The organism is Mesorhizobium sp. ISC25, assembly GCF_042295465.1.
In the GTDB taxonomy this organism is placed as follows: domain Bacteria; phylum Pseudomonadota; class Alphaproteobacteria; order Rhizobiales; family Rhizobiaceae; genus Mesorhizobium.
On sequence record NZ_CP135441.1, the window covers coordinates 1,901,422 to 1,922,200 of the forward strand.

Annotated in this window: 24 protein-coding genes; 9 read left to right on the top strand and 15 right to left on the bottom strand. The window is 62.7% G+C overall.

Annotated elements, in window-relative coordinates:
• Positions 1-9: 9 nt before the first annotated feature.
• Positions 10-429: a nuclear transport factor 2 family protein gene (locus RQ479_RS09625; protein WP_376704914.1), complete on the bottom strand. Its 420-nt coding sequence runs from the start codon at positions 427-429 to the stop codon at positions 10-12.
• Between the two features lie 219 nt (positions 430-648).
• Here RQ479_RS09625 and RQ479_RS09630 point away from each other — a divergent pair, with 219 nt between their 5' ends.
• Positions 649-1,521, top strand: a complete 873-nt coding sequence (locus tag RQ479_RS09630; RefSeq protein ID WP_376704915.1) for an AraC family transcriptional regulator — start codon at positions 649-651, stop codon at positions 1,519-1,521.
• A 36-nt stretch (positions 1,522-1,557) separates the two neighbouring features.
• Here RQ479_RS09630 and RQ479_RS09635 read toward each other — a convergent pair whose 3' ends face one another.
• The 7 genes from RQ479_RS09635 to RQ479_RS09665 form a co-directional block, all read right to left on the bottom strand.
• Positions 1,558-1,896 (bottom strand): YkgJ family cysteine cluster protein, encoded by a 339-nt coding sequence (locus RQ479_RS09635; RefSeq protein WP_376705897.1) that lies wholly within the window; start codon positions 1,894-1,896, stop codon positions 1,558-1,560.
• Positions 1,897-1,947: 51 nt separating this feature from the next.
• Positions 1,948-2,112: a hypothetical protein gene (locus RQ479_RS09640; RefSeq protein ID WP_023722752.1), complete on the bottom strand. Its 165-nt coding sequence runs from the start codon at positions 2,110-2,112 to the stop codon at positions 1,948-1,950.
• 1 nt (position 2,113) lies between these two features.
• Positions 2,114-2,521, bottom strand: a complete 408-nt coding sequence (locus tag RQ479_RS09645) for a hypothetical protein (RefSeq protein ID WP_254820653.1) — start codon at positions 2,519-2,521, stop codon at positions 2,114-2,116.
• A complete protein-coding gene (locus tag RQ479_RS09650; protein WP_352508855.1) occupies positions 2,521-2,748 on the bottom strand; it encodes a hypothetical protein in 228 nt (75 codons plus the stop codon). The genes RQ479_RS09645 and RQ479_RS09650 overlap by 1 nt, the downstream gene beginning before the upstream one ends.
• Before the next feature lie 345 nt (positions 2,749-3,093).
• Entirely contained in the window at positions 3,094-3,303 is a 210-nt protein-coding gene (locus RQ479_RS09655) for a cold-shock protein (protein ID WP_010915421.1), read from the bottom strand.
• Between the two features lie 510 nt (positions 3,304-3,813).
• Entirely contained in the window at positions 3,814-4,569 is a 756-nt protein-coding gene (locus RQ479_RS09660; RefSeq protein WP_376704916.1) for an SDR family NAD(P)-dependent oxidoreductase, read from the bottom strand.
• A gap of 75 nt (positions 4,570-4,644) precedes the next feature.
• Complete coding sequence (locus RQ479_RS09665; RefSeq protein ID WP_376704917.1) at positions 4,645-5,313, bottom strand: glutathione S-transferase family protein; 669 nt, start codon at positions 5,311-5,313, stop codon at positions 4,645-4,647.
• A 147-nt stretch (positions 5,314-5,460) separates the two neighbouring features.
• On the opposite strand from RQ479_RS09665, the gene RQ479_RS09670 reads away from it, so the two are divergent.
• Positions 5,461-5,640, top strand: a complete 180-nt coding sequence (locus tag RQ479_RS09670) for a CsbD family protein (RefSeq protein WP_376704918.1) — start codon at positions 5,461-5,463, stop codon at positions 5,638-5,640.
• A 65-nt stretch (positions 5,641-5,705) separates the two neighbouring features.
• On the opposite strand, the gene RQ479_RS09675 is transcribed toward RQ479_RS09670, so the two are convergent.
• Positions 5,706-6,836 (bottom strand): metallophosphoesterase, encoded by a 1,131-nt coding sequence (locus tag RQ479_RS09675; protein WP_376704919.1) that lies wholly within the window; start codon positions 6,834-6,836, stop codon positions 5,706-5,708.
• Between the two features lie 119 nt (positions 6,837-6,955).
• Between RQ479_RS09675 and RQ479_RS09680 the strand changes: the two genes are divergently transcribed.
• Complete coding sequence (locus RQ479_RS09680; RefSeq protein WP_376704920.1) at positions 6,956-7,549, top strand: hypothetical protein; 594 nt, start codon at positions 6,956-6,958, stop codon at positions 7,547-7,549.
• 49 nt (positions 7,550-7,598) lie between these two features.
• Here RQ479_RS09680 and RQ479_RS09685 read toward each other — a convergent pair whose 3' ends face one another.
• Positions 7,599-8,210, bottom strand: coding sequence for a TetR/AcrR family transcriptional regulator (locus tag RQ479_RS09685; protein ID WP_376704921.1), 612 nt, complete (start codon positions 8,208-8,210; stop codon positions 7,599-7,601).
• Positions 8,211-8,359: 149 nt separating this feature from the next.
• On the opposite strand from RQ479_RS09685, the gene RQ479_RS09690 reads away from it, so the two are divergent.
• Positions 8,360-9,154, top strand: coding sequence for an NIPSNAP family protein (locus RQ479_RS09690; RefSeq protein WP_376704922.1), 795 nt, complete (start codon positions 8,360-8,362; stop codon positions 9,152-9,154).
• Positions 9,155-9,194: 40 nt separating this feature from the next.
• Here the strand turns inward: RQ479_RS09690 and RQ479_RS09695 are convergent, their stop codons facing one another.
• The 3 genes from RQ479_RS09695 to choX are packed head-to-tail and all read right to left on the bottom strand — an operon-like array spanning position 9,195 to position 12,444.
• On the bottom strand, positions 9,195-10,643 hold the full coding sequence (locus RQ479_RS09695) for an amidase (RefSeq protein ID WP_376704923.1): 1,449 nt from the start codon (positions 10,641-10,643) through the stop codon (positions 9,195-9,197).
• Positions 10,644-10,651: 8 nt separating this feature from the next.
• The gene (locus tag RQ479_RS09700) at positions 10,652-11,512 is read right to left on the bottom strand and encodes an alpha/beta fold hydrolase (RefSeq protein WP_376704924.1); all 861 of its coding nucleotides are present in this window, start codon (positions 11,510-11,512) and stop codon (positions 10,652-10,654) included.
• Positions 11,509-12,444: a choline ABC transporter substrate-binding protein gene (choX, locus tag RQ479_RS09705; RefSeq protein WP_376704925.1), complete on the bottom strand. Its 936-nt coding sequence runs from the start codon at positions 12,442-12,444 to the stop codon at positions 11,509-11,511. Before choX ends, RQ479_RS09700 begins: the two co-directional genes overlap by 4 nt.
• 124 nt (positions 12,445-12,568) lie before the next feature.
• Here choX and betI point away from each other — a divergent pair, with 124 nt between their 5' ends.
• The 5 genes from betI to RQ479_RS09730 all read left to right on the top strand — a co-directional run bounded on the left by betI (position 12,569) and on the right by RQ479_RS09730 (position 16,692).
• Positions 12,569-13,171 carry a choline-responsive transcriptional repressor BetI gene (gene betI, locus RQ479_RS09710; RefSeq protein ID WP_376704926.1) on the top strand — a complete coding sequence of 201 codons (603 nt, stop codon included), beginning with the start codon at positions 12,569-12,571 and terminating at the stop codon, positions 13,169-13,171.
• A gap of 112 nt (positions 13,172-13,283) precedes the next feature.
• Positions 13,284-14,042, top strand: a complete 759-nt coding sequence (locus tag RQ479_RS09715) for an SDR family NAD(P)-dependent oxidoreductase (protein WP_376704927.1) — start codon at positions 13,284-13,286, stop codon at positions 14,040-14,042.
• 144 nt (positions 14,043-14,186) lie between these two features.
• Entirely contained in the window at positions 14,187-15,584 is a 1,398-nt protein-coding gene (fumC, locus tag RQ479_RS09720; RefSeq protein ID WP_376704928.1) for a class II fumarate hydratase, read from the top strand.
• A gap of 128 nt (positions 15,585-15,712) precedes the next feature.
• Positions 15,713-16,147: a DoxX family protein gene (locus RQ479_RS09725; RefSeq protein WP_023722731.1), complete on the top strand. Its 435-nt coding sequence runs from the start codon at positions 15,713-15,715 to the stop codon at positions 16,145-16,147.
• Positions 16,148-16,266: 119 nt separating this feature from the next.
• The gene (locus tag RQ479_RS09730) at positions 16,267-16,692 is read left to right on the top strand and encodes a DoxX family protein (RefSeq protein ID WP_376704929.1); all 426 of its coding nucleotides are present in this window, start codon (positions 16,267-16,269) and stop codon (positions 16,690-16,692) included.
• 262 nt (positions 16,693-16,954) lie between these two features.
• Here RQ479_RS09730 and ppx read toward each other — a convergent pair whose 3' ends face one another.
• Together ppx and RQ479_RS09740 are read right to left on the bottom strand one after the other, a co-directional pair.
• Entirely contained in the window at positions 16,955-18,487 is a 1,533-nt protein-coding gene (gene ppx / locus RQ479_RS09735; RefSeq protein ID WP_376704930.1) for an exopolyphosphatase, read from the bottom strand.
• Positions 18,487-20,688 carry an RNA degradosome polyphosphate kinase gene (locus RQ479_RS09740; protein ID WP_376704931.1) on the bottom strand — a complete coding sequence of 734 codons (2,202 nt, stop codon included), beginning with the start codon at positions 20,686-20,688 and terminating at the stop codon, positions 18,487-18,489. Before RQ479_RS09740 ends, ppx begins: the two co-directional genes overlap by 1 nt.
• Positions 20,689-20,779 lie beyond the last annotated feature (91 nt).

A 20,779-nucleotide genomic window follows, 5' to 3' on the forward strand; every position in this document is an offset into this window, starting at 1 on the left:
TATGCGCATTCAGATCATGCTGTTGGCGTGCAGCTTGCTATCGGCAATAGGCTGCCGAACTTCCCAGTGTTCGACGAGCTTGCTTTCGTTCAGCCTGAAAATGTCGACGATGGCCAAGCCCTCCTCTTCCGGTTCACGTTTTGCGTGCATGTGCACGATGACGAAATCCCCTTCGGCAAAAATCCGCTTCACCTCTCCCTTCACGAGGGGAAATGACTGTTTGAGCTGCTGCAGATAGGCTTTGAAGCCGTCCGCACCATCCGCAATGTTCGGATTGTGCTGGATGTAGCGTTCGCCAAAATGCATCGAAGCAGCTTCGATGTTACCTTGGTTTACTGCTTTGTCGATGAAGTCCAGGACGATCATCTTGTTGGTCTCGAGCGAACTATGAGCCTTGGCTGAAAGTGGATTTGATGGTTCGTCACGCATGTTTTGCTCCTTCTGGTGCCTGGCCTCTGCCTGTTGTGGACGGGAGCGTCCGCACGCCGACATTGCCAACATGATCTGTCGCGCTTGTGAGATGGTCGATACGCTATTCCGCTAGATTCTTATCCAATCGTCTAATATCGTCGCCCGGGTCATCATCGGAGGATGGTTCTCATGGACGCCTTGTCCGAAGTTCTTGCTTCGCTGAGATTTGGCAGCGCCATGATCGGCAGCGCGACCCTGCATCGGCCATGGGGTATTTCAGTCGATCCGACAAGGAATGCCGCCATCCACGTAATACAGAACGGCGAATGCTGGTTGCGGCTAGCCGGTGAAAAGGAGCCGATCAGCTTAGGCGAGGGAGACGTCATCCTTGTCGCGGGCGGAGTGGGACATGCCCTGTGCAATCCGGCGGATGCACCGACGGCATCTATATCCGCCGTCCTTTCCGCGAATCGGAGCGGAGCGGAACCGAAAAGCGAAAGCGGCGCGACAACTCTCCTTTGTGCGAGATATTCACTCGACGGCGTCGGGCCATACCCGATGGTTTCGCTGCTTCCTCCGCTGATCCATTTGACCCGAAATCAGATAGGCACCAGCGAGCCGCTACGGCTTGCCCTGGATCTTCTGCAGGTCGAAGCGAAAGGCGATCTCGGCGGCCACGACATTGTCGCCCCACGCCTTCTCGACAGCACGTTGATCTTCTTGTTGCGTGCCTGGATCGAACATCAGCCACTCGGAACAGGGGGATGGTTTGGCGCCTTGCGCGACAAGGGCATTGCGCAGGCTTTGCGCCTGATCCACGAGCGGCCGGGCAATCCCTGGACTATCGCTTCCCTTGCCAGCGGCGCAGCACAGTCCCGAGCCACCTTCGCGCGTCGCTTCGCTCAACTGGTAGGACAGCCGCCGCTGTCCTATGTGACTCGGTGGCGGATGAATCTTGCCGCCAAGGCTCTGCGGGAAACGAACCAGAACATTGGCGAGATCGGGCGCGCCGTCGGATATGAATCGGTGCCGTCGTTCTCGCAGGCATTCAAACGGTTGACCGGACGATCGCCCGGCCTCTACCGCAGCGACTTTCGATCATCTGACTGACGAAATTCAACTGGGACGCCAGCCCGAGTGCCGCCATTACGGCGTCGGCAGTCCGTGAGCCCGGCGCGCCATCAGGCAGTCGTCATCGCCCGGCATGCAGGCGCGGCAGACGTCGGGGCGGATCTCGTAGATGCCGCAGGCGGTCGACTTGCCGACCTCGCCGCACAGTGCCGAACAGCGCGCGCCGTCGCAGCGCATGCCGGCTTCGTCGGCCGCCACATACTTTTGCGGGATAAGATCGAGCTGCGCGTCATCCTCGGTGGAGAAGCGTGGCCATCTGGATGAGTAGGCGCAGCAGGCGCCACAGGTCTGGCAATCGAAGGCGACCGGATCGGCGCCCTCTTGTGGCGACGAAAAATCCTCTGCGACCGCCAGGGCAAGCAGCCTTGGCGCAGATTTCCGGCCGGCATTTTGCTGCAAGGCGCGCTATTTCTTCTTCGGCTTGCGCGGCGGTGCTTCGGCCGGCGACCTGAACAGATCGGTGCCCGCTTCGGCGGCTTCACCGGTTTTTGGCGCGGCGGCCGGCTTGGCCGGCTTCACGGCGGCAGCAGGTGCTGCCGGCTGGCCCTTGGCGGAAAACTTGATTGCCATATCAATCCTCGTCAGAGAAACGCGATGATGGCGCATTCGGATTGCGGAGGCGGCCGATGAGCGCCGAAACGGCCGTGATGTTCATTTCTTCGGGCGACCAGTTCCTGGCTTCCTCGATGTGCCGGGGCGCCAGCTCGCGATGCGTGCTGCCGCTGTAGGCGGCATCCTGAAAGGTCACGCGCTCGTGGGTCTTGGCGTTTTCCCGGACGTATTCGATCAGATAATTGGGGCATTCGGCGCGGCCGCGCACGCCGAGCCGCACCTGGGCATCGCCGTGGACACGCCGGCAGCGCTCGAGCTTTTCAAGCACGCGCCGGACATATTCGACCGGCTTGTCTAGTTCACCCACGACATCGGCAATGGTCGAATCGGCGGCGATCGCCTTTTGAGGCACACGTTTGGTGGCCATCAGCGCTTGCCTGCGCGTTTTGGCGAGGCCGCGAGCGCAACCGCCGCCGCCATGTCGTCGGCTTCCTTTTCCAGGCGCAGTTCGCGCAGCCGCGCGGTCTTGGCTTCGCGGGCCTGGCTGACGGCATCCCGTTCGGAATTGATGCGGTCGAGCGACATCGACTGGGTCCGCGTCTTGCTGAAAATGGATTCGGCCTGGTCGCGGGGTTTTTTTGAAGGTTCGGTCAAGGTCTTTCTCCTGGTTCGGAGCGCGCCGCCGAAAAAGTGACGAGACTGGTCTTTCGGCCAGGATCCCGCAGAAAGCAATACGGCAGCCGGTTTCAAATTGCTGAAACGTCCTTAGCACGTCCGGGCCGTCGAGCAGCGCTCTTTCGCCGGTCGAAGCGCAAAAATGAAAAAGGCCAGGCACCGCCTGACCTTCCATGAGAGCGCCTGCACATCCCGAGAGACGCGCAATGAAACGTTCTTCTCATGCGCATGAGCGGGGACTTAACCTCCCCGCGACCATGCGCTGGAATTTGCCATTCACCGGTGCCAGTACATCCGTGGTCACCGGTGAGGCTGAATTCCGTTTTAGGCCGCCTTCAACTGGTCGGCGGACATCTTGCCCGACTTGTTGTCGCGGACCATCTCGTAGCCAAGCTTCTGGCCCTCGACGATGTCGCGCATTCCGGCGCGCTCGACGGCTGAGATGTGGACAAAAACGTCGGCAGAACCGTCGTCAGGCTGAATAAAACCAAAACCCTTGGTGGCGTTGAACCATTTAACTGTGCCTGTGCTCATAACGAACCCTTTCCATGGCAAATATTCGTTCGCTGTCATGCGGATGCATAACAACGTTTGTCTCGATTTTGATGGGGAAGTTCGTCAAAGGCGCGCCTCGGCGCGCGGATAACAAAAGTCGGTCAAACAAACATCGACAAAATTCTTGTAGACTTCTTTGCGCGTTGAGTCAAATTTTTTTGATTTGCCACACTCGCTGAGACGCGCGGCGGCGGCCGCGCGCCAGCACATCGGACAGCAAAAGCCGGGCTACTGCCCGCCGAAAAAACCACTTAGCCGGGAACCATTTCGGCGCCGGGGCATTTTTTCGGTGTCGAAAGCCGTTCTCGAAAGAGCGATCTTGAGAAAGGCGGACGACAACCAGGACGCCCCCCGCGCAGATAAAAGGCACGAGGGGCGTTCCTGTGTGATGCGACCATTCGCGCGGGGCCGGTGGTCTGGTTCCAAGGCCTATGCGTACCGCCTGTCTACTTGGTTGCGCATCGTGCCCCAACATCTCGGCAAATGAGGTCACCGTTCCTGGTCGGTCGGGCGGATGACGATCTCGTTGACGTTGACGTGTGCCGGCTGGCTCACGGCGTAGAGGATGGCGGCGGCGATGTCCTCGGCGGTCAGCGCCTCCATGGCGGCGAGCCGCTTGTCCAGATCAGCCTTGAACGCCGGATTGGTGATGTGGTCGCCGAGCTCGGTGCGTACCAGGCCGGGCTCGATAACGGTAACGCGAACCTTGTCGGCGTAGACTTCGCGGCGCAGCGATTCGGAAAAGCCGACGACGCCGAACTTGGTTGCTGCATAGCCGCTGGCGCCCGGATTGGCGACACGGCCGGCGACAGACGAGACATTGACGATGTGACCCTTGGCGGCCCTCAGATGCGGCAGCGCCGCTTTGGTGACGCCCATCAGCGCCAGCAGGTTGAGCTCGATCATGCGGCGCCAGTCGTCGAGCACCGCCTCGGCGGCGGGCGACAGAAGCATCACTCCGGCATTGTTGACGAGGATGTCGAGACGGCTCCATTCGGCGACAACCTTGTCGACCATGGCGGTGACATCGTCGTTGCTGGTGACGTCGGCCTCGATACGGAGCGCCGTGCCGCCGGCCTTTTCGATACGCGCGGCCAGCGCTTCGAGCCGATCGGCGCGGCGTGCGGCAATCGCCACCTTGGCCCCGGCGGCGGCCAGCGCCACAGCCGTTGCCTCGCCGATGCCCGATGACGCGCCGGTGACAAGCGCGACCTTGCCGGCCAGTGCGGAAGAAACAGCTATCATGGTGAAGTCTCCGAAGCCCCTGCCCGATCTTCAGATAGGCCGCGGGGCGCGAAGTGAAAGACCGGCTTTGCTTGGTTACTCGTCTGGGCCGGGCTCCGGCCATGGCTCCTTCGCCGCCTCGGCATACCAGTGGCGCATCGCCGGCATCGAAAGCACGGCGTCGACATAGGCGCGGGTGTCGGGCGCCAGCGTGCCACCGTAGGTGTCGAAGCGGGTGACGACCGGCGCGTACATGGCGTCGGCCGCGGTGAAATGGCCAAACAGAAACGGCCCGCCTTTGCCATGCTTTTCGCGGCATTGCCGCCACAGATCCTCGATGCGCGCCCGTTGCGCCTCACCTTCGGCGTCGAGCGGCTTGTGGCCTTTTGGCCGGCGCAAATTCATCGGCCAGCCATAGCGGACCTCGCGAAAGCCGGAATGCATCTCTGTTGCCGCCGAGCGGGCCAGCGCGCGGGCGCCGATATCGGCCGGCCAGAGCTTTTTCTCGGGAAACAGCTCGGCGAGATATTCAAGGATGGCAAGGGTTTCCCAGACGATCCGGACCTCGCCATTCGGCAGCCGATGATCCAGCACCGGCACCTGGCCGGTCGGCGATATCCTGGCCAGATTGGCCGCGGTCTCGGGCGTGCGCAGGCGCACAAAACCTTCCTCGAACGGGATCTCCAGATGCTTCATCGCCAGCCATGGCCTCAACGACCAGGACGAGAAGCATTTGTTGCCGATGAAGAGCGTGAATTCAGCCATTGTCCCTCCGGCCCTGTCTGCCCGGGCTTCTCGCGCACCCTATCCTGTCGGCTTCGCGGCCGGAAGCCGGCACAACTCGACCGGCCGAACCCGGAACCTAAGCGATCCGCGACCGTTTCTCCAGGCGAACGGTTCAGGAGATGCGAGATGGTGAACAAGGATCAAGTAGCCGGCGTTGCTAAACAAGCCAAGGGCGCAGTCAAGCAGACCGCCGGCAAGGCCACCGGCAACAGGCGCACCGAGGCCGAAGGCGACGTCGACAAGGCGACCGGCAAGATGCAGAAGGCTTACGGCGACGTAAAGGACAGGGTGAAGAAGGCGCTTTGACGCCGGCCCTTCGCAACCAGGAAAAGGCGGCTCGGCCGCCTTTTTTTTGCGTCCGCCCCTGCCCGTCAGAAAGTCAGGCTTTTGCTGTATGCATTGGTGAAGGTGACCTCGCCATGATCTCCGGCGGCTTCGCCCAGCACCACATCCATGCTGTTTTCGCTCACCCGCGCCAACGCAAAGCCGCCCATGAAGGCAGCCTTCGGCTTGAACAAATCGAGCCCGTCACGGTGGTAGATCATTGGCGTCGCGTGCTGGTGGCCATGGAAGATGCCGACGACGTTGTAACCCTTCAGCACAGCCAGCAGCGCCCGCCTGTCGGCTTCGCTCCACCAATGCGGCGGACCCGTGCCGCTGTCGTCGAAGGTTCTCTCGGCGGCGTCCCATCTTTCGATCGAAAAAGTATCCCAGCCATAATGCTGGAACAGGATGACCGGGCGGCCGTCGCCGGCATAGGTCGCCAGGTCCTGCTTCAGCCATGGCAGGCTGCTGGCCGCGCCATGGCCGGTATCGCCGGCAAAGCGGTGCGTCTGGACAAGATGCAGACCGCCCCAATCCCATGAATAACAATCGGTCTCGACATCGTAGTCGGTCGCCGGCGCGGGCGGCTTGAAGAACACGCCGGGGCGGTGGTTGACCTCGACGTAGTCGCGCATTTCGCGGCGGTACCAGTCGACATGCGAGCGCGGGCCGTTCTGGTCGAGGTCATGGTTGCCGAGGCCGACATAGACCGGCATGTGCACGCGGTCGGGGCCGACGCCTTGCTGGTAGCGCTGGCTGAACTGAAGCAGCTGCGTGCCCTCGCTGGGCTGGGTGATCTGGCCACCGCCGTCGTCGGTGATATCGCCGCCAACGACGAGGCCGAGCGGCGTGCCGATTTTGCCCGTCGAGCGCAGGCCGGTGGCAACGCCATCGATTTCAGCCGGCCATTGCCTTTCACCGACGCCGTTGAGTGCGGCGACATTGCGCAGCAAGGCAGCGTCGGTCTTGCCCTCCTGCTCGCAATGCGGGCTCAATCCGTCCGCCATTCGGCAGGCATGGATATCAGCGATAAACAGGAAGGTGGCGTCGATCGGCGGAACGCGCTGCCCGGTCTGGCAGAAGGCCGGGTGCGAAACAGTGCCGGCCGCGGCAACGGCCGCTGCCTTCATCAGGAAGCTGCGCCGTGAAGCCGGTCGGGCGGAAATGCGATACATCATGCGCTAAAATTCAGCACGACGCGGACCGGCAGTCCAGTTGCTCGCAAAGTATGTCGACACGTTCTCCCAGGTCTGGCATTGCTTTCGGCATTCAACTTGCGCGGGCAGAGGAGGACGCCATGAACACTGCATCCATCGGCATGACAATGGCCATGCTGGCGATGACGAGCGCAGCGCATGCCTCCGAGTGCATCGACGCCAAATCGGCCAAGGCCGGCTTCATTCTCGAAAGGCCCGGCATCCACAGCGAATTTCGTGCGGCGGCGGGCGGAATGGTTGCCGTGGCCAACAAATACCAGTCGCAATCGCCGCAGTCGCAATACCTGTTCGGCGGGCTGATCGAGGTGTTTCGCGACAGCAGCACAGGCCAGCTGGCGATGATCCCCTTTTCCGATCTAAGGAAGGTGTTCCCGCTGAAGGCGGGGGCTAAGAGCAAGATCGTATTTGCCCGTCTCGCACCGAACAAGCCGCCGAAGGGCACCGAGACGCTGGAGATCAACGTCAAGGGAAAGGAGACGTTCAGCCTGGGTGATTGCAAATACCCCGTGCTCGCCGTCAAGCAGACGATCAGCAGCGAGGCCGGCGAGACGCGGGACGAGTTTACCGCGCTTTACGCACCCGATCTGCAGGCAGTTGTGGCCAGGCGCTATGACGAGGGCACCAGTGCCGAAAGCGTGGTCGGCTACGAGCTGATCAAGCCGCTGCCGAATTAGGAGCCTTGGTCGTGAAATCAGCGACAGCGGCACCTCTGTCCTGCCGGCGTCAGAGGGCTCTGTGCAGTATCCTGCTACGTCGCCTCGTTCCTGTTTTGGACGACATAATTCCCTGCTCCAACGCCATCAGGCAGTCGCGCAGCACGCTTGCGTCCTGTGCGGTCTTGGCCATCGACATGGCGCCGGAATAGCTGGCGACGGCTAACGCTGCAAAGCGCTGCGGATCGGTGCCCAGCTCCCGGCCCGCCTGCTGGTCGGCGCTGATCTTGTCGGCGATCGCCTGACGCCAGGTCGAAAAAATGCCGGCAAGGGCAATGCGGAAATCCGGATCGGCAAGCGACAGTTCATGTGCCAGATTGTTGAGCGGGCAGCCGCGTACGAACCCCTGCTGCTCCAGCTCCGCCGCGACGGCCGCGAACACGGAGCGCACGCCCTCGCGCGCTGAGGGAGCCGTCCGCACCGGCTCGATCCATGTCTCTTCTACGGCGGCGGCGACCCGCTCCTCGATCACTGCAAGCGCCAGCGCCTTCTTGGTTGGGAAATGGTGGTGCAGCGCGCCGCCGGTAACGCCCGCCGTCGCCATCAGGTCGCCCATGCTGGAGGCGTGATAGCCGCGTGCCTGAAACGCCTCTTCGGCGACATCGAGCAACTTTTTGCGCATGCCTTCGGGGTCGTTGGTGCGTTTTTGAGCCCGCGACTTTGGGCGAGCGGTTATCTCTGCTGACATCTTCAGACGATAGCAGATTGACAAAACAGGACAACCGGTCTGTTTAATAAACAGGATGACTGTCCTGTTTTGGAGATCGAGCGATGAACCTGCCTTTGAACGCCGAATCTAAATCCGATCTGCTCGCCTCGCCCGTCGTCGAACTCCGGCAATACACGCTGAAACCCGGCCGGCGCGAGACGCTGATCGGCGTCTTCGACAATCAGCTGATCGAGGGCCAGGAAACGGCGGGGATGACCATCATCGGCCAGTTCCGCGATCTCGACCGGCCGGACATGTTCGTCTGGCTGCGCGGCTTCGACGGTATGGAAGCGCGGAAAAACGCTCTGACCGCCTTCTATGACGGGCCGGTCTGGGCTGCCTGGCGCGACGCCGCCAACGCCACGATGATCTCATCCGACAACGTGCTGCTGCTGAAGCCGGCCTGGCCGAGCGCCGGCCTAGACCTCTCGGGATCGCAGCGGGCAGTTACACCGGATTTCGAAAAACCAACCGTAAGCAATGATTTGCAGGCAATTGTTGTCGTCAGGATTCATCATTTGCGACCGGGCCTGGAAGCCGGCTTCGCCAGGGATTTCCAGACCGGGGCTCTTCCGGTGCTTGCCGCACTTGGCGCACGGCCGCTGGCCGCCTTCATCACCGAACATGCCGAAAACAGCTTTCCGCGGTTGCCGGTGCGGGCCGGCGAAAACGTCTTCATCAGCATCGCGGGTTTCGACAGCACCGAAGCCCATGCCCGCCATGAGGCAGCCTTGGCTGCCTCCCCGAGATGGCAGGCATTCGAGCAGACCGCGCAGTGGGAATTTGCCAGGCCCATGGAGGTTCTGCGCCTGGCGCCGACGGCGCGATCGCTGCTCGGGCAGCCAACGCCGGCGTGACCAACGCCGTTGAAACCACCTACGCCCGGAGCCTCCTGGTTCACGCCTGAAAATGTCTGGCATGGATGGCTTGGTAACGCGCCCTCCATGCGGTTGCCTGCTCCAGGTCAAGGGAAACGCGCAGCAGCCGGTGATCCTCGTTCTTGCGGCCAATGAGCTGGATGCCAATCGGCAGGCCGCCTTTCGACTGGAACAGCGGCAGGCTGGCGGCCGGTTGGCCGGTGACGTTGAAGATTTCCGTGAAAGGCGCAAAGCCGTAGGCCCGGCTCGCCCAAGCGTCGTAGTCGAAGAGAGCACCATCGCCATGGATGGCGCCAAGCCGAGGCGGCAGGTCGGCCGTCGTCGGCGTCATGATCAGGTCGAACGCATCGAACGCCATCGCCATCGCCAGCGAAGCGCTGTGCACGTGGTCCTGCGCCCTGAGATAGTCGGCGGCCGAAGACCGCCGAAAACAGTCGAGCGCGTGACGAGTCAGGCTTTCGATTTCGCCAGCCGCCGGCATCCGCCCGATCTCATCGGCGCGCTCGTAAACCAGCCGCGCAACCTCCGACATCCAGAAGATGCTCCAGTCCGCTCCGGCGCTGGCTTCCCGCGGGAAACGCGCCTCTGTGACCTGGTGCCCCATATCCTCGAGGAGGATTATGGCTTCCTGGAATTTTTCTCCAATCTCGGACGCGACCGGCGTGCCATCCGGCCGGTGCGCCAGACACGCAACGCGCAGACGCTCGCCGGGGGAAGACAGCCAGTCCAGGTAGGACGGCACCGATTTCGACACGGAGTAAGGCGCTCCTTGTTCTGGACCGGCAGTCATGTCCAGCATGGCGGCGCTGTCCCGAACGGTGCGGGACAGGACGTTTTCGGCGTAGAGCCCGGCGCCGACCTGACCTCGACCAGGCCCGACAGGCGTGAGCCCGCGCGACGGCTTCATGCCGAACACGCCGCAACAGGCAGCCGGCACCCGGATCGAGCCGCCGATATCGGAACCGTGGGCGACCGGCACCATACCGCTTGCCACCGCCGCAGCAGCTCCGCCGCTTGAGCCGCCCGCCGTCAGCGAAGGATCCCAGGGGTTCAAGGTGGGGCCGCGAAAGCTGGGTTCGGTCACGAAGTCGTTGGCGAATTCAGGCGTGTTTGTCTTGCCCAGCAAGATCAGACCGGCGGCCCGCCAGCGCCGGACGATCTCGCTGTCGGGCTTCGGCGCGGCATCCTTGAAGTAGAGCGACGAGTGCGTCGTCGGCCACTCCCGCACATTGACGCCGGTGTCCTTGACCAGGAAAGGAATGCCGGCGAGTGCGGCCTGCCGGTTGCAGCTTGCCGCGCCGGAAAGCGCCCGGTCCGCATCGATCAGTGTCACAGCGTTGATGGCGGGATTGATGCTTTCGATCGCTTCGATAGCCGCTTCGACGACCTCGACGGCCGATAATTCGCCCGAGCGAATATGCCCGGCCAGGGCGACGGCATCCAGCGCCACGTATTCGGAAAGGTTCATGACCGGTCTCAGCCCGCACTACCGGTCGCTTCGGCTGTCGGCTGGGGTCCAGCTTTGGTCCGGACCTTGAAATAGCGGGCGATGGCTGCCGCGACCAATGCCGGGTCCTCCCAATGCGGATTGTGGCCACAGCGCACCGCGCTCACGAACGCGGCGCTAGGGATTTCTTCGAGCAGCCGCCGTTGGAGCGTTTCGTCGAAGAGCAGGTCGCGCCCGCCAGCAATGACAAGCGCCGGCAGGCGCAGCGTGCGCGCCTTGTCGGTCAAATCGACGCGCCGAACCTGCTCCAGGATTGCGCGCCAAAGTGCCGCCGGCATGGCTGACGCCTCCTTTGCAGCCATGGTCAGGAAGTCCGCTGGAACCTCGGCCTCGCAGGCATGCCAATAGTCATAGAACGGATCGGCCGGCGATATCGGATCTCGAAGCGCCCGCACACCAATGGTCATCGGGTGGTCCTCACCGATCTGCGGCCGTAGCGTTCCGGCCATCAGCACCAGGCCGCCGATCATCTCGGGGTAGCGCGCGGCTGCCTCGATCGCCACCATACTGCCCAGCGAATGCCCGACCAGAACCGGCCGCTCGAGCCGCAATCGCTCGATCAAACTCGCCACATCTTCCGCGAAATCCGCCGGGGCGAAGCCGCGTGTCCCGGCCGGCGAGGCGCCATGCCCGCGCAGGTCCGGAATGACAAGCCGGCGCCCGGCGAGATGCGGCGCCAGCAAGGAGAAGCTGCGGCTCGTGTCGGAGAACCCGTGCACCAGCACCAGCGCGGGCTCCTGCCCGGCGATTTCGACGCAGGCCGTTTCAGTGCAGCCGGCACCGACCCTGCGCTTGCGGCCGTTCCAGCCCGCCTGATCGGCCGATATCACAGGCCGAGCTGCTGCTTGACTGCGTCGAGCGCGGGCTTGCCATCGAATGTGGTGACACCGGCAAGCCAAGCGCCGAGCCTATCCGGATTCCCTTTGATGGCCTTCAGGCCGGCTTCCCCCGGCTTCATACCGTCATTGATGAGATAGCCCATGCCGAGATTTTCGAAATCGATGTCGAAGGCGAGGTTCTTCAGCAACTGCCCGACATTCGGGCATTGCTGCAGATAGCCCTTGCGCACCTGCGTCGTCACCGTCGCGGCGCCGAAGTTCTGGCCGTAGAACTTGTCGCCGCCGCTCAGATATTTGAAGTCGTACATCGTGTTCATCGGATGCGGCGCCCAGCCCTGGAAGACGATGAAGCGCTTTTCCTTGATCTCGTAGCCGACCTCGGAAAGCATGCCGGCTTCACTCGACTCGACGACCTGCCAGCCATCGAGGCCCAACGACTTATCGGCGATGGCGTCCATCATCAGCTGGTTGGAGCCCGGCTCGATGCCGTACATCTTCCTGCCGAACTTGTCGGCGAACTTTTGCAGGTCGGCAAAATCCTTGACGCCGGCCTCCCAGACGTAAGTCGGCACGGCGAAGGTGTATTTGGCACCAACGAGATTGACGCGCACATCGTCTACCGAGCCATCCTTCTTATAGGGCTCGTAGTAGGTGATCATCGCCGGATCCCAATAGCCAAGGAATACGTCCAAATCATTGTTCTTCAAGGATTCATAGATGACGTTGATGCCCAGAAGCGAGCTTGCCGGCTTGTAGCCGAGCGCATCGAGCAAGACGCTGGTGACGCCGGTGGTGAAGGCAAGGTCGTTCCATCCAGGCTCGGCCATGCGCACGACCTTGCATTGCTCGGGTTCAGCCGCAAAGGCCGGCTGGCTAACCAGCAGGACGCAGAGCGAGGCGCCTATTCCAAGGCTACGAAGCATTTCGGTTCTCCTCATTTCACCAACGGGCGTTGACCATTCGGTTTTTATATTGTCCCAACGGTCAATTCTTGATCTCGATGGACGAAAATGTCAACGTCGGTTTTCGATGCATGGATCCGGCCCCGTGAAACTCAAGCGTCTCAGCGACATACGCCGCAAAGAGCTGCGGCAGGCCGCCTTTGCCGTGCTTCAGCGCGAAGGCATAGCTGGCGCCACCATAGAAAAAGTGGCGGCGCAGGCCGGCGCGTCGAAGGGCATCGTGCTGCATTATTTCAACAGCAAGCAGGAACTGTTCGAACACGCCATGCGGGAATCGAACCTGGTGCTGCGTCATGCGGTGGTCGAGCGGCTGAGACAGGCGCGCACGCCAATGCAACGGATAGATGCCATCATCGAAGGCAATTTCGAGCCGCATCTTTTCCAGCCGTCCCTCTGCCACGCCTGGCTTTCGCTTTGCGCGGAGGTGCCGCGCGACGAAAAGCTTGCCCGCATCCAGAATGTGATCCATGCGCGCATGCGCTCCAACCTGCTGTCCGGCCTGCGCGGTCTGGCGCCGGCACGCGATGCTGACGAGATCGCTTTCGGCGTCACCGCCCTGATCGACGGGCTGTGGTTGCGGCTTGGCCTGCAACCCGGCAGCGTCACGCGTGACCAGGCCATTCATCAGGTCAAGGATTTCGTCGCTACCCGCCTAGCTGTTCGGCGCGGTGCAGCCGCTGCCGAATAGACAGGCGCATCAGCCGAAAGTTCATATTGTAGGATAGGCCGGCGGCTTGACCACAATTGGCAACGGCGCTGTTCTCCTTATCAGACAAGACGGCAATGCGCGGGAGTGTTGGATGAGACTAGGCGGCAAACGGGCACTGGTCACCGGCGGCTCGGACGGGATCGGGCTGGCAATCGCCGAGGCTTTCTTGCGCGAAGGCGCGGATGTGCTGATCGTCGGCCGCGACGGCAAAAAGCTCGACGCCGCCCGCAAGCAGCTCGGGGATAATGTCGAAACGCTGTCGGCCGATTTGTCGGCCAGCGCCGGCATCGACGCCGTGGTCGAGCATGCCAGGCGCGGCCCACCTGTCGATATCCTCGTCAACAATGCCGGCGTGGCGTTCCTGGTGCCGTTCGAAACCGTCAGCGAGGATCAGTTCCAGCAGTCGTTCGCGCTCAACGTCACGGCCGTATTCTTCCTCACCCAACGGCTGTTGCCGCATCTCGCGCCGGGCGGGGCTTCCGTGATCAACATCTCGTCCTATTTCGCACACAAGATGATCCCGAAGCGGCCGTCCAGCCTCTATTCGCTGTCGAAGGGCGCGCTCAATTCGCTGACCAAGTCGCTCGCCTTCGAGCTCGGGCCGCGCGGCATAAGGGTCAACGCCATCGCGCCCGGCACGGTCGACACAGCGATGCGGCGCAGGTCGATCGAAAACCTGCCTGAGGCCGCGCAAGCCGAGCTCAAGGCCTATGTCGAGCGCAGCTACCCGCTCGGCCGCATCGGCCGAACCGACGATCTTGCCGGCATCGCGGTCTATCTTGCCAGCGACGAAGCGGCATGGACCAGCGGCGGTGTATTTGCTGTCGACGGCGGCTATACGGCGGGGTGAGGAGCGCGCTCTTCCTTCTCCCCTTGCGGGAGAAGGAAAAGGCGCTGCTTCAACCGATTTGCATCCCCATCGTCCGCAATCTCCGCTTGAAGGCGTTTGTGCAACGCGATACGCCGTTTGCAAATTGCAAACCGGAGAGACTTCGTGAGCGCGCCAGAGACCAGAACCGAAACCGACACGTTCGGTCCCATCGAGGTCGCCGCCGACCGCTATTGGGGCGCGCAGGCGCAGCGTTCGCTGGCCAATTTCAAGATCGGCTGGGAGAAACAGCCGGCGTCGATCGTGCGGGCGCTAGGCATCGTCAAACGGGCGGCCGCCGAAGCCAATATGGAGCTGAAGCGGCTCGATCCGGCGATCGGCAAGGCCATCGTCGAGGCCTCCCAGGAGGTCATCGACGGCAAGCTGAACGAACATTTCCCGCTGGTCGTCTGGCAGACCGGCTCGGGCACGCAGTCCAACATGAACGCCAATGAGGTGATTTCCAACCGGGCGATCGAGCTTCTGGGCGGCGTCATGGGGTCGAAGAAGCCGGTGCATCCCAATGACCACGTCAACATGAGCCAGTCGTCGAACGACACCTATCCGACGGCCATGCACATCGCCTGCGCCGAGCGCATCATTCACGACCTGCTGCCGGCGCTGAGACATTTGCATGCGGCACTCGACGCCAAGACCAGGGCTTTCGCCCACATCGTCAAGATCGGCCGCACCCACACGCAGGACGCCACGCCGCTGACGCTCGGCCAGGAATTCTCGGGCTACGCGGCGCAGGTCGCCTCGTCGATCAAGCGCATTGAGATGACCCTGCCCGGTCTGCAGGAATTGGCACAGGGCGGCACCGCGGTCGGCACCGGCCTCAACGCGCCGGTCGGTTTTGCCGAAAAAGTGGCGTCGCGCATCGCCGCAATCACCGGGATCGATTTCGTCACCGCGCCGAACAAGTTCGAGGCGCTGGCCGCGCATGATTCCATGGTCTTCTCGCACGGCGCCATCAATGCCTGCGCGGCGGCGCTGTTCAAGATCGCCAACGACATCCGCCTGCTCGGCTCGGGCCCGCGTTCGGGCCTCGGCGAATTGTCGCTGCCGGAAAACGAACCGGGCTCCTCGATCATGCCGGGCAAGGTCAATCCGACACAATGCGAGGCCATGACGCAGGTTTGTGTGCAGGTGTTCGGCAACAATGCGGCGATCAGCTTCGCCGGCAGCCAGGGCCATTTCGAGCTCAACGTCTACAATCCGCTGATGGCCTATTGTTTCCTGCAGTCGGTGCAGTTGCTGGCCGACGCTTCCCTGTCGTTCACTGACAATTGCGTCGTCGGCATCGAGGCCCGCGAAGACAACATCAAGGCAGCGCTCGACCGTTCGCTGATGCTGGTGACGGCGCTGGCGCCGACGATCGGCTATGACAACGCCGCCAAGATCGCCAAGGCGGCGCACAAGAACGGCACAACGCTGCGCGAGGAAGCGCTGGTCACCGGGCTGGTCAGCGAAGCCGACTATGAGCGGCTGGTGCGGCCGGAGGACATGACGCACCCAGGGTAAGTTGATCGCGAAAACGTTACCTCGGTGAACAATCCGTAACCAATCTGACGTCTTTGGTGAACAGTCGGCATGCGCTAACTGGACGGCTATCCCAAGTCGTTTGGCCAAACCCTTCTGGAGAGTTACGCATGTCCACCAACACGTCCACCAACACTTCGTTTGCCGGTTCCGGCACCGCCTCCGGCGCCTCGGGCACGATCCTGCTCGGCCGCATCCTGCTTTCGGTCATCTTCCTGCTTTCCGGCTTCGGTAAGTTAACGGCCATTGCCGGCACCGCCGGCTATTTCGGCAGCCTCGGCCTGCCGCTGCCGATGGTGACCGCCATCGTCGTCGGCCTGATCGAACTGCTTGGCGGGCTCGCCATCCTCGTCGGCTTCCAGACCCGGATCGTCGGCTGGGTGATGGCGATCTTCACAGTCGCCACCGCACTGGTCGCCCACACCGGCTGGGCCGATCAGATGCAGATGATCAATTTCATGAAAAACCTCGGCATTGCCGGCGGCTTCCTCGTGCTCGCCTCGTCGGGTGCCGGCGCCTATTCGATCGACGCCAAGCGCGGCTGAAGCGGCCCAGCATTTCCTGAACAAAGGGGCGCGGAATTTTCCGCGCCCCTTTTTCGTTGTCGGTTTATATCTGCTGGCTGGAACTCTGCTAGCATCGGCCGCCGATATCGGAGGAGACCATGCCTCGCAATGCGCTGCTCTTGCTGTCCCGGCTGCTGCTCGCCGCGCTGTTCGTGCCGTCCGGCTTCCATGCGCTTGCCGACATCGCCGGCACATCGGGCTATTTCGCCGGCCTCGGCCTGCCGCTGCCGACGCTCGCTGCCTGGGGCACCGGGCTGTTCGAGCTGATCGCCGGGCTGCTCATCCTCGTCGGCTTCAAGACGCCGATCGTGGCACTGCTACTCGCTGCGTTCTGCATCGCGGCGGGCTTCATCGGCCACTATGGCCAAGGCGGCGACGATCCGACGCTGACCTTCATGCATTCACAGATGCTGATGAAAGACATCGCCATATCAGGCGGTTTCCTGGCGCTGGCAATGGCTGGCGCAGGTGCATGGTCAGCCGACGGGCGGGTGGTTGGAGCAATTGCTTCACGCAAAAGCTAGCGCTCGACTCGTCCACCTGCGGAAGTCGGCGCCGGCCCTCATCTGCCTGCCGGCACCTTCTCCCCGTATAGTGACGGGGAGAAGGAGGCTAGCCGCGACCTCGGCACCCTTTCTGCAACGCTAGGAGTAAGCGAAATCCGTTGCGAAGGGATCTTTCTCCCCGTCGCTATACGGGGAGAAATGCCCGGCAGGGCAATGAGGGGCGGCGCAAACCTGAAGCGATTGCCTTGAGGCGGACCTAAGATTACTTGGCTGAGACAGCCTACTTCACCGACATGCTAGGCCCGCCCTCGACCGCCAGCACCAGCCGGCGGTTGGTGACCCTTGCCAGTTGCGCCAGCCTGCCGGCCGGCCGCTCGCCGTAGAGATCGGCCAGCGCTGCCGGTAGCACCAGCGCCAGCACGCCATTGCCGCGGTTTTCCCATTTCAGCCGCGGCATGACGCCCGGCATTGCCGCGGTCAGCAAATAGACGACGCGCAGCAGCGCCGCCAGCACACGCGCCCTCTCGAGGTAGCGCGGTGTCGCCAGTCCGCGGATTTCCGGAGCGGCTTCATTGAACACGCCCTCGTGGCGAAACAGGCTGACAAGCGCCAGGAAGGCGCGGCCGGGATGATCGACGCCGATGAAGGAGGCGTGGGCGATGATGTTGAGCGATTGCTTGCCGCGATATTCGGGATGGGCACGCCAGCCGATATCGGCGAGCAGGCAGGCGGCGTGGCGGTAGCGCGCCTCATCCCCGGTTTCGTCGATGCCGAAGGCGGCGAACGCCTTGCCGGTCCACTCGACAAGCTCATGCGCGTGGTCGGCCGAGCGCGAGCGCAGGCGGGCAAGCTCTTCCGCCGCCGAGATCAGCGGATCGGCTTTCTGCTCGGCCTTGTCGAGCAGCGAATAGAGAAAGCCCTCGCGCACGCCCAGCGCCGACACGATGATCTTCGACGGCTGCATCGCCGCCATGATCTCCTGCAGCACGATGGCGCCATAGGGCAGCAGCGAGCGGCGGTTCTTGGAGACGCCCTCGATGCCTTTGATCTTATCGATCTCGGCCTTGGCGACCTGCCGGAGGAAATTCGCGGCGCTTTCGATGCCGATCTCGTAATGATGCATGACGCCGAGCGGGTAGTTGGTCATTTCCATGTGCAGCCGGGCGAGGTTTCGCCAGGTGCCGCCGACCGTGTAGAAGGCCCTGCCCTGCCCGCCCTTCAGCAATTTTGCCCGCGCCAGTTGCTCGCGCGCGATCCTTGCCGCCTGGACCAGCGAGTTCTTCGCCATGTCCTGCAGGCGCAAGCCGCCCAACGGCAGCGTGATGCCGTCACCGATCGTCTCACCATCGATATCGATCAGTTCGAGGCTGCCGCCGCCAAGATCGCCGGCGATGCCGTTGGCCGGGTGGAAACCGGAGATCACGCCGAGCGCCGAATAATGGGCTTCCTCGCGGCCGCTCAGCACCTGGATCTCGGTCTTGAGCACGTCCTCGGCGCGGTGGATGAAGTCGGGGCCGTTGACGGCCTCGCGAGCGGCGGCGGTCGCCAGCACATACATGCGCTCGGCGCCCGCCTGGTCGGAGAGCGCGCGGAAGCGGCGGAACTCTTCCATCGAGCGCGTCACCGCCTCGGGATCGAGCTTTCCGGTCGAAACGATGCCCCGGCCGAGGCCGGCCAGCATCTTTTCGTTGAACAGCAAGGTCGGCGAGCGCGCCAGCCCCTCATAGATGACAAGACGGATCGAGTTCGACCCGATATCGATGATGGACAGCGGTCGGCGGTCCTGAAGCCGGCCCTGGGATGCTGAAATCATCAGCCCGTCGCTGCGTTCTGTTTCTTGCGGCGCTTGAACTGCGCGATGCGCTTGGGCGCATGCGACTTCAACGCATCGCCCCGTCCGGACAGGCTCGGATTGGTCATGAAATATTCCTGCGCGTTGAACGGTTCCTCGCCCTCCTCCAGCACAACGCGCCGGGAGGTTCCGTCAGCCAATACGTCGAAACTTTGCTGGTTGTCCATGATGTTGCCGAGCATGATCTGGCCGAGCACCTGCTCATGCACAGTTGGATTGGTGATCGGCACCATGGTCTCGACGCGGCGGTCGAGATTGCGCGGCATCAAATCGGCCGAGGAGATGTAGACGATCGCCCCGTCCGATGGCAGGCCGTGGCCGTTGCCGAAGCAGTAGATGCGGCTGTGCTCGAGGAAGCGGCCGACGATCGACTTCACCCTAATGTTCTCCGACAGGCCGGGCACCTGCGGCCTCAGGCAGCAGATGCCGCGCACGACGAGATCGATCTCGACGCCGGCACGGCTGGCGTCATAAAGCGCATCGATGATGATCGGATCGACCAGCGCATTCATCTTCATCCAGATGCGAGCCGGCCTGCCATCCAGCGCGTGGCCGATCTCGTCCGAAATGTGCTTGAGAATGCGGTTGCGCAGCGTGAACGGCGATATGGCCAGCCGCATCTGCTCGGCCGGCTCGGCATAGCCGGTGATGAAGTTGAACAATTGCGCGACATCGCGCGCGATCGTCGGGTCGGTGGTGAAGAAGGACAGGTCGGTGTAGATGCGTGCGGTGACCGGGTGGTAGTTGCCGGTGCCGAGATGCACGTAATTGCGTAGCCTACCGTCCTCGCGCCGCACCACCAGCGACATTTTCGCGTGGGTCTTGAGCTCGAGGAAACCGAAGACAACCTGGACGCCGGCGCGCTCGAGGTCGCGGGCCCAGCGGATGTTGGCCTCCTCGTCGAAACGCGCCTTGAGCTCGACCAGCGCCGTCACCGACTTGCCGGCCTCGGCGGCGTCGACCAGAGCGCGTACGATCGGGCTATCGTTGGAGGTGCGGTAGAGCGTCTGCTTGATCGCCACCACTTCCGGATCGGCCATCGCCTGGCGCAGGAACTGCACCACCACGTCGAAGGATTCGTAAGGGTGGTGGACGATGATGTCCTTCTCGCGGATGGCGGCAAAGCAATCGCCGCCGTGCTCGCGGATGCGCTCGGGGAAGCGCGGATTGTAGGGCGTGAACTTCAGATCGTCGCGGGCGACGGCGACGATCTCCGAGATCTGGCTAAGCGCCAGCGGGCCGGTAAGCACGCTGATGCGGCTGGCCGAGACGCCGAGCTCGCCGGCGACGAAATCGCGCAATTCGGCCGGCATCAGCCTGTCGAACTCGATGCGGATGACCGAGCCGCGGCGTCGCCGCTTCAGCGCCGTCTCGAACAGACGCACCAGATCCTCGGATTCTTCCTCGACCTCGATATCGCTGTCGCGGATGATGCGGAACGTGCCGGAGCCCTTGACCTCATAACCGGGGAACAGCTTGCCGATGTAGAGACTGACCGCCTCTTCGAGCGGAATGAAGCGGACGTGATGCTTGCGATCCGGCAAGCGGATGAAGCGCCTCAGCGCCACCGGCAGGCGCAAAAGCGCGCTCATTTCCTCGCCGTTCTTGCGGTGGCGCAATTGCAGCGCCATCGAGAAACCGAGATTGGGAATGAACGGAAACGGATGCGCCGGGTCGATCGACAGCGGCGTCAGGACCGGAAACACCTGCTCCTGGAAATGGTCCTCGAGCCAGGTCTTCTCGTCCTTAGTCAGCGCATCGCGGGTGATGCTTTCGATGCCTTCCTTGTTGAGCAACAGCATCAGCGCCGAAAGGCTGTTCTGCTGGTCCTCCTGCAGGCGCTCGACCTCGCGCAGCAACTGTTCGAGCTGCTGCTCGGGTGTGCGGCCGTCCGGGCTCTTCAGCACGATGCCTTCGCGCACCTGGCCGGCAAGACCGGCGACGCGGACCATGAAGAACTCGTCGAGATTGGCTGCCGATATCGACAGGAAGCGAACGCGCTCGAGCAGCGGATGATTGGCGTTCAGCGATTCCTCGAGCACGCGGCGGTTGAATTGCAGCCAGGAAAACTCGCGGTTGACGAAGCGGTCAGGATTGCCGCCTTCGCGGCTCGCAGCCTCTATGGTGATGAATTCGTTCTGCACCGGCTTCAGTTCGTTCATAGTTCCTGCTCTTCTCACACCCGTCCGCGGATTACGGTGTTAACCGGCTTAACTTATCCTCTGACAGGCTTTTGCGACAGTTTCATTTCAT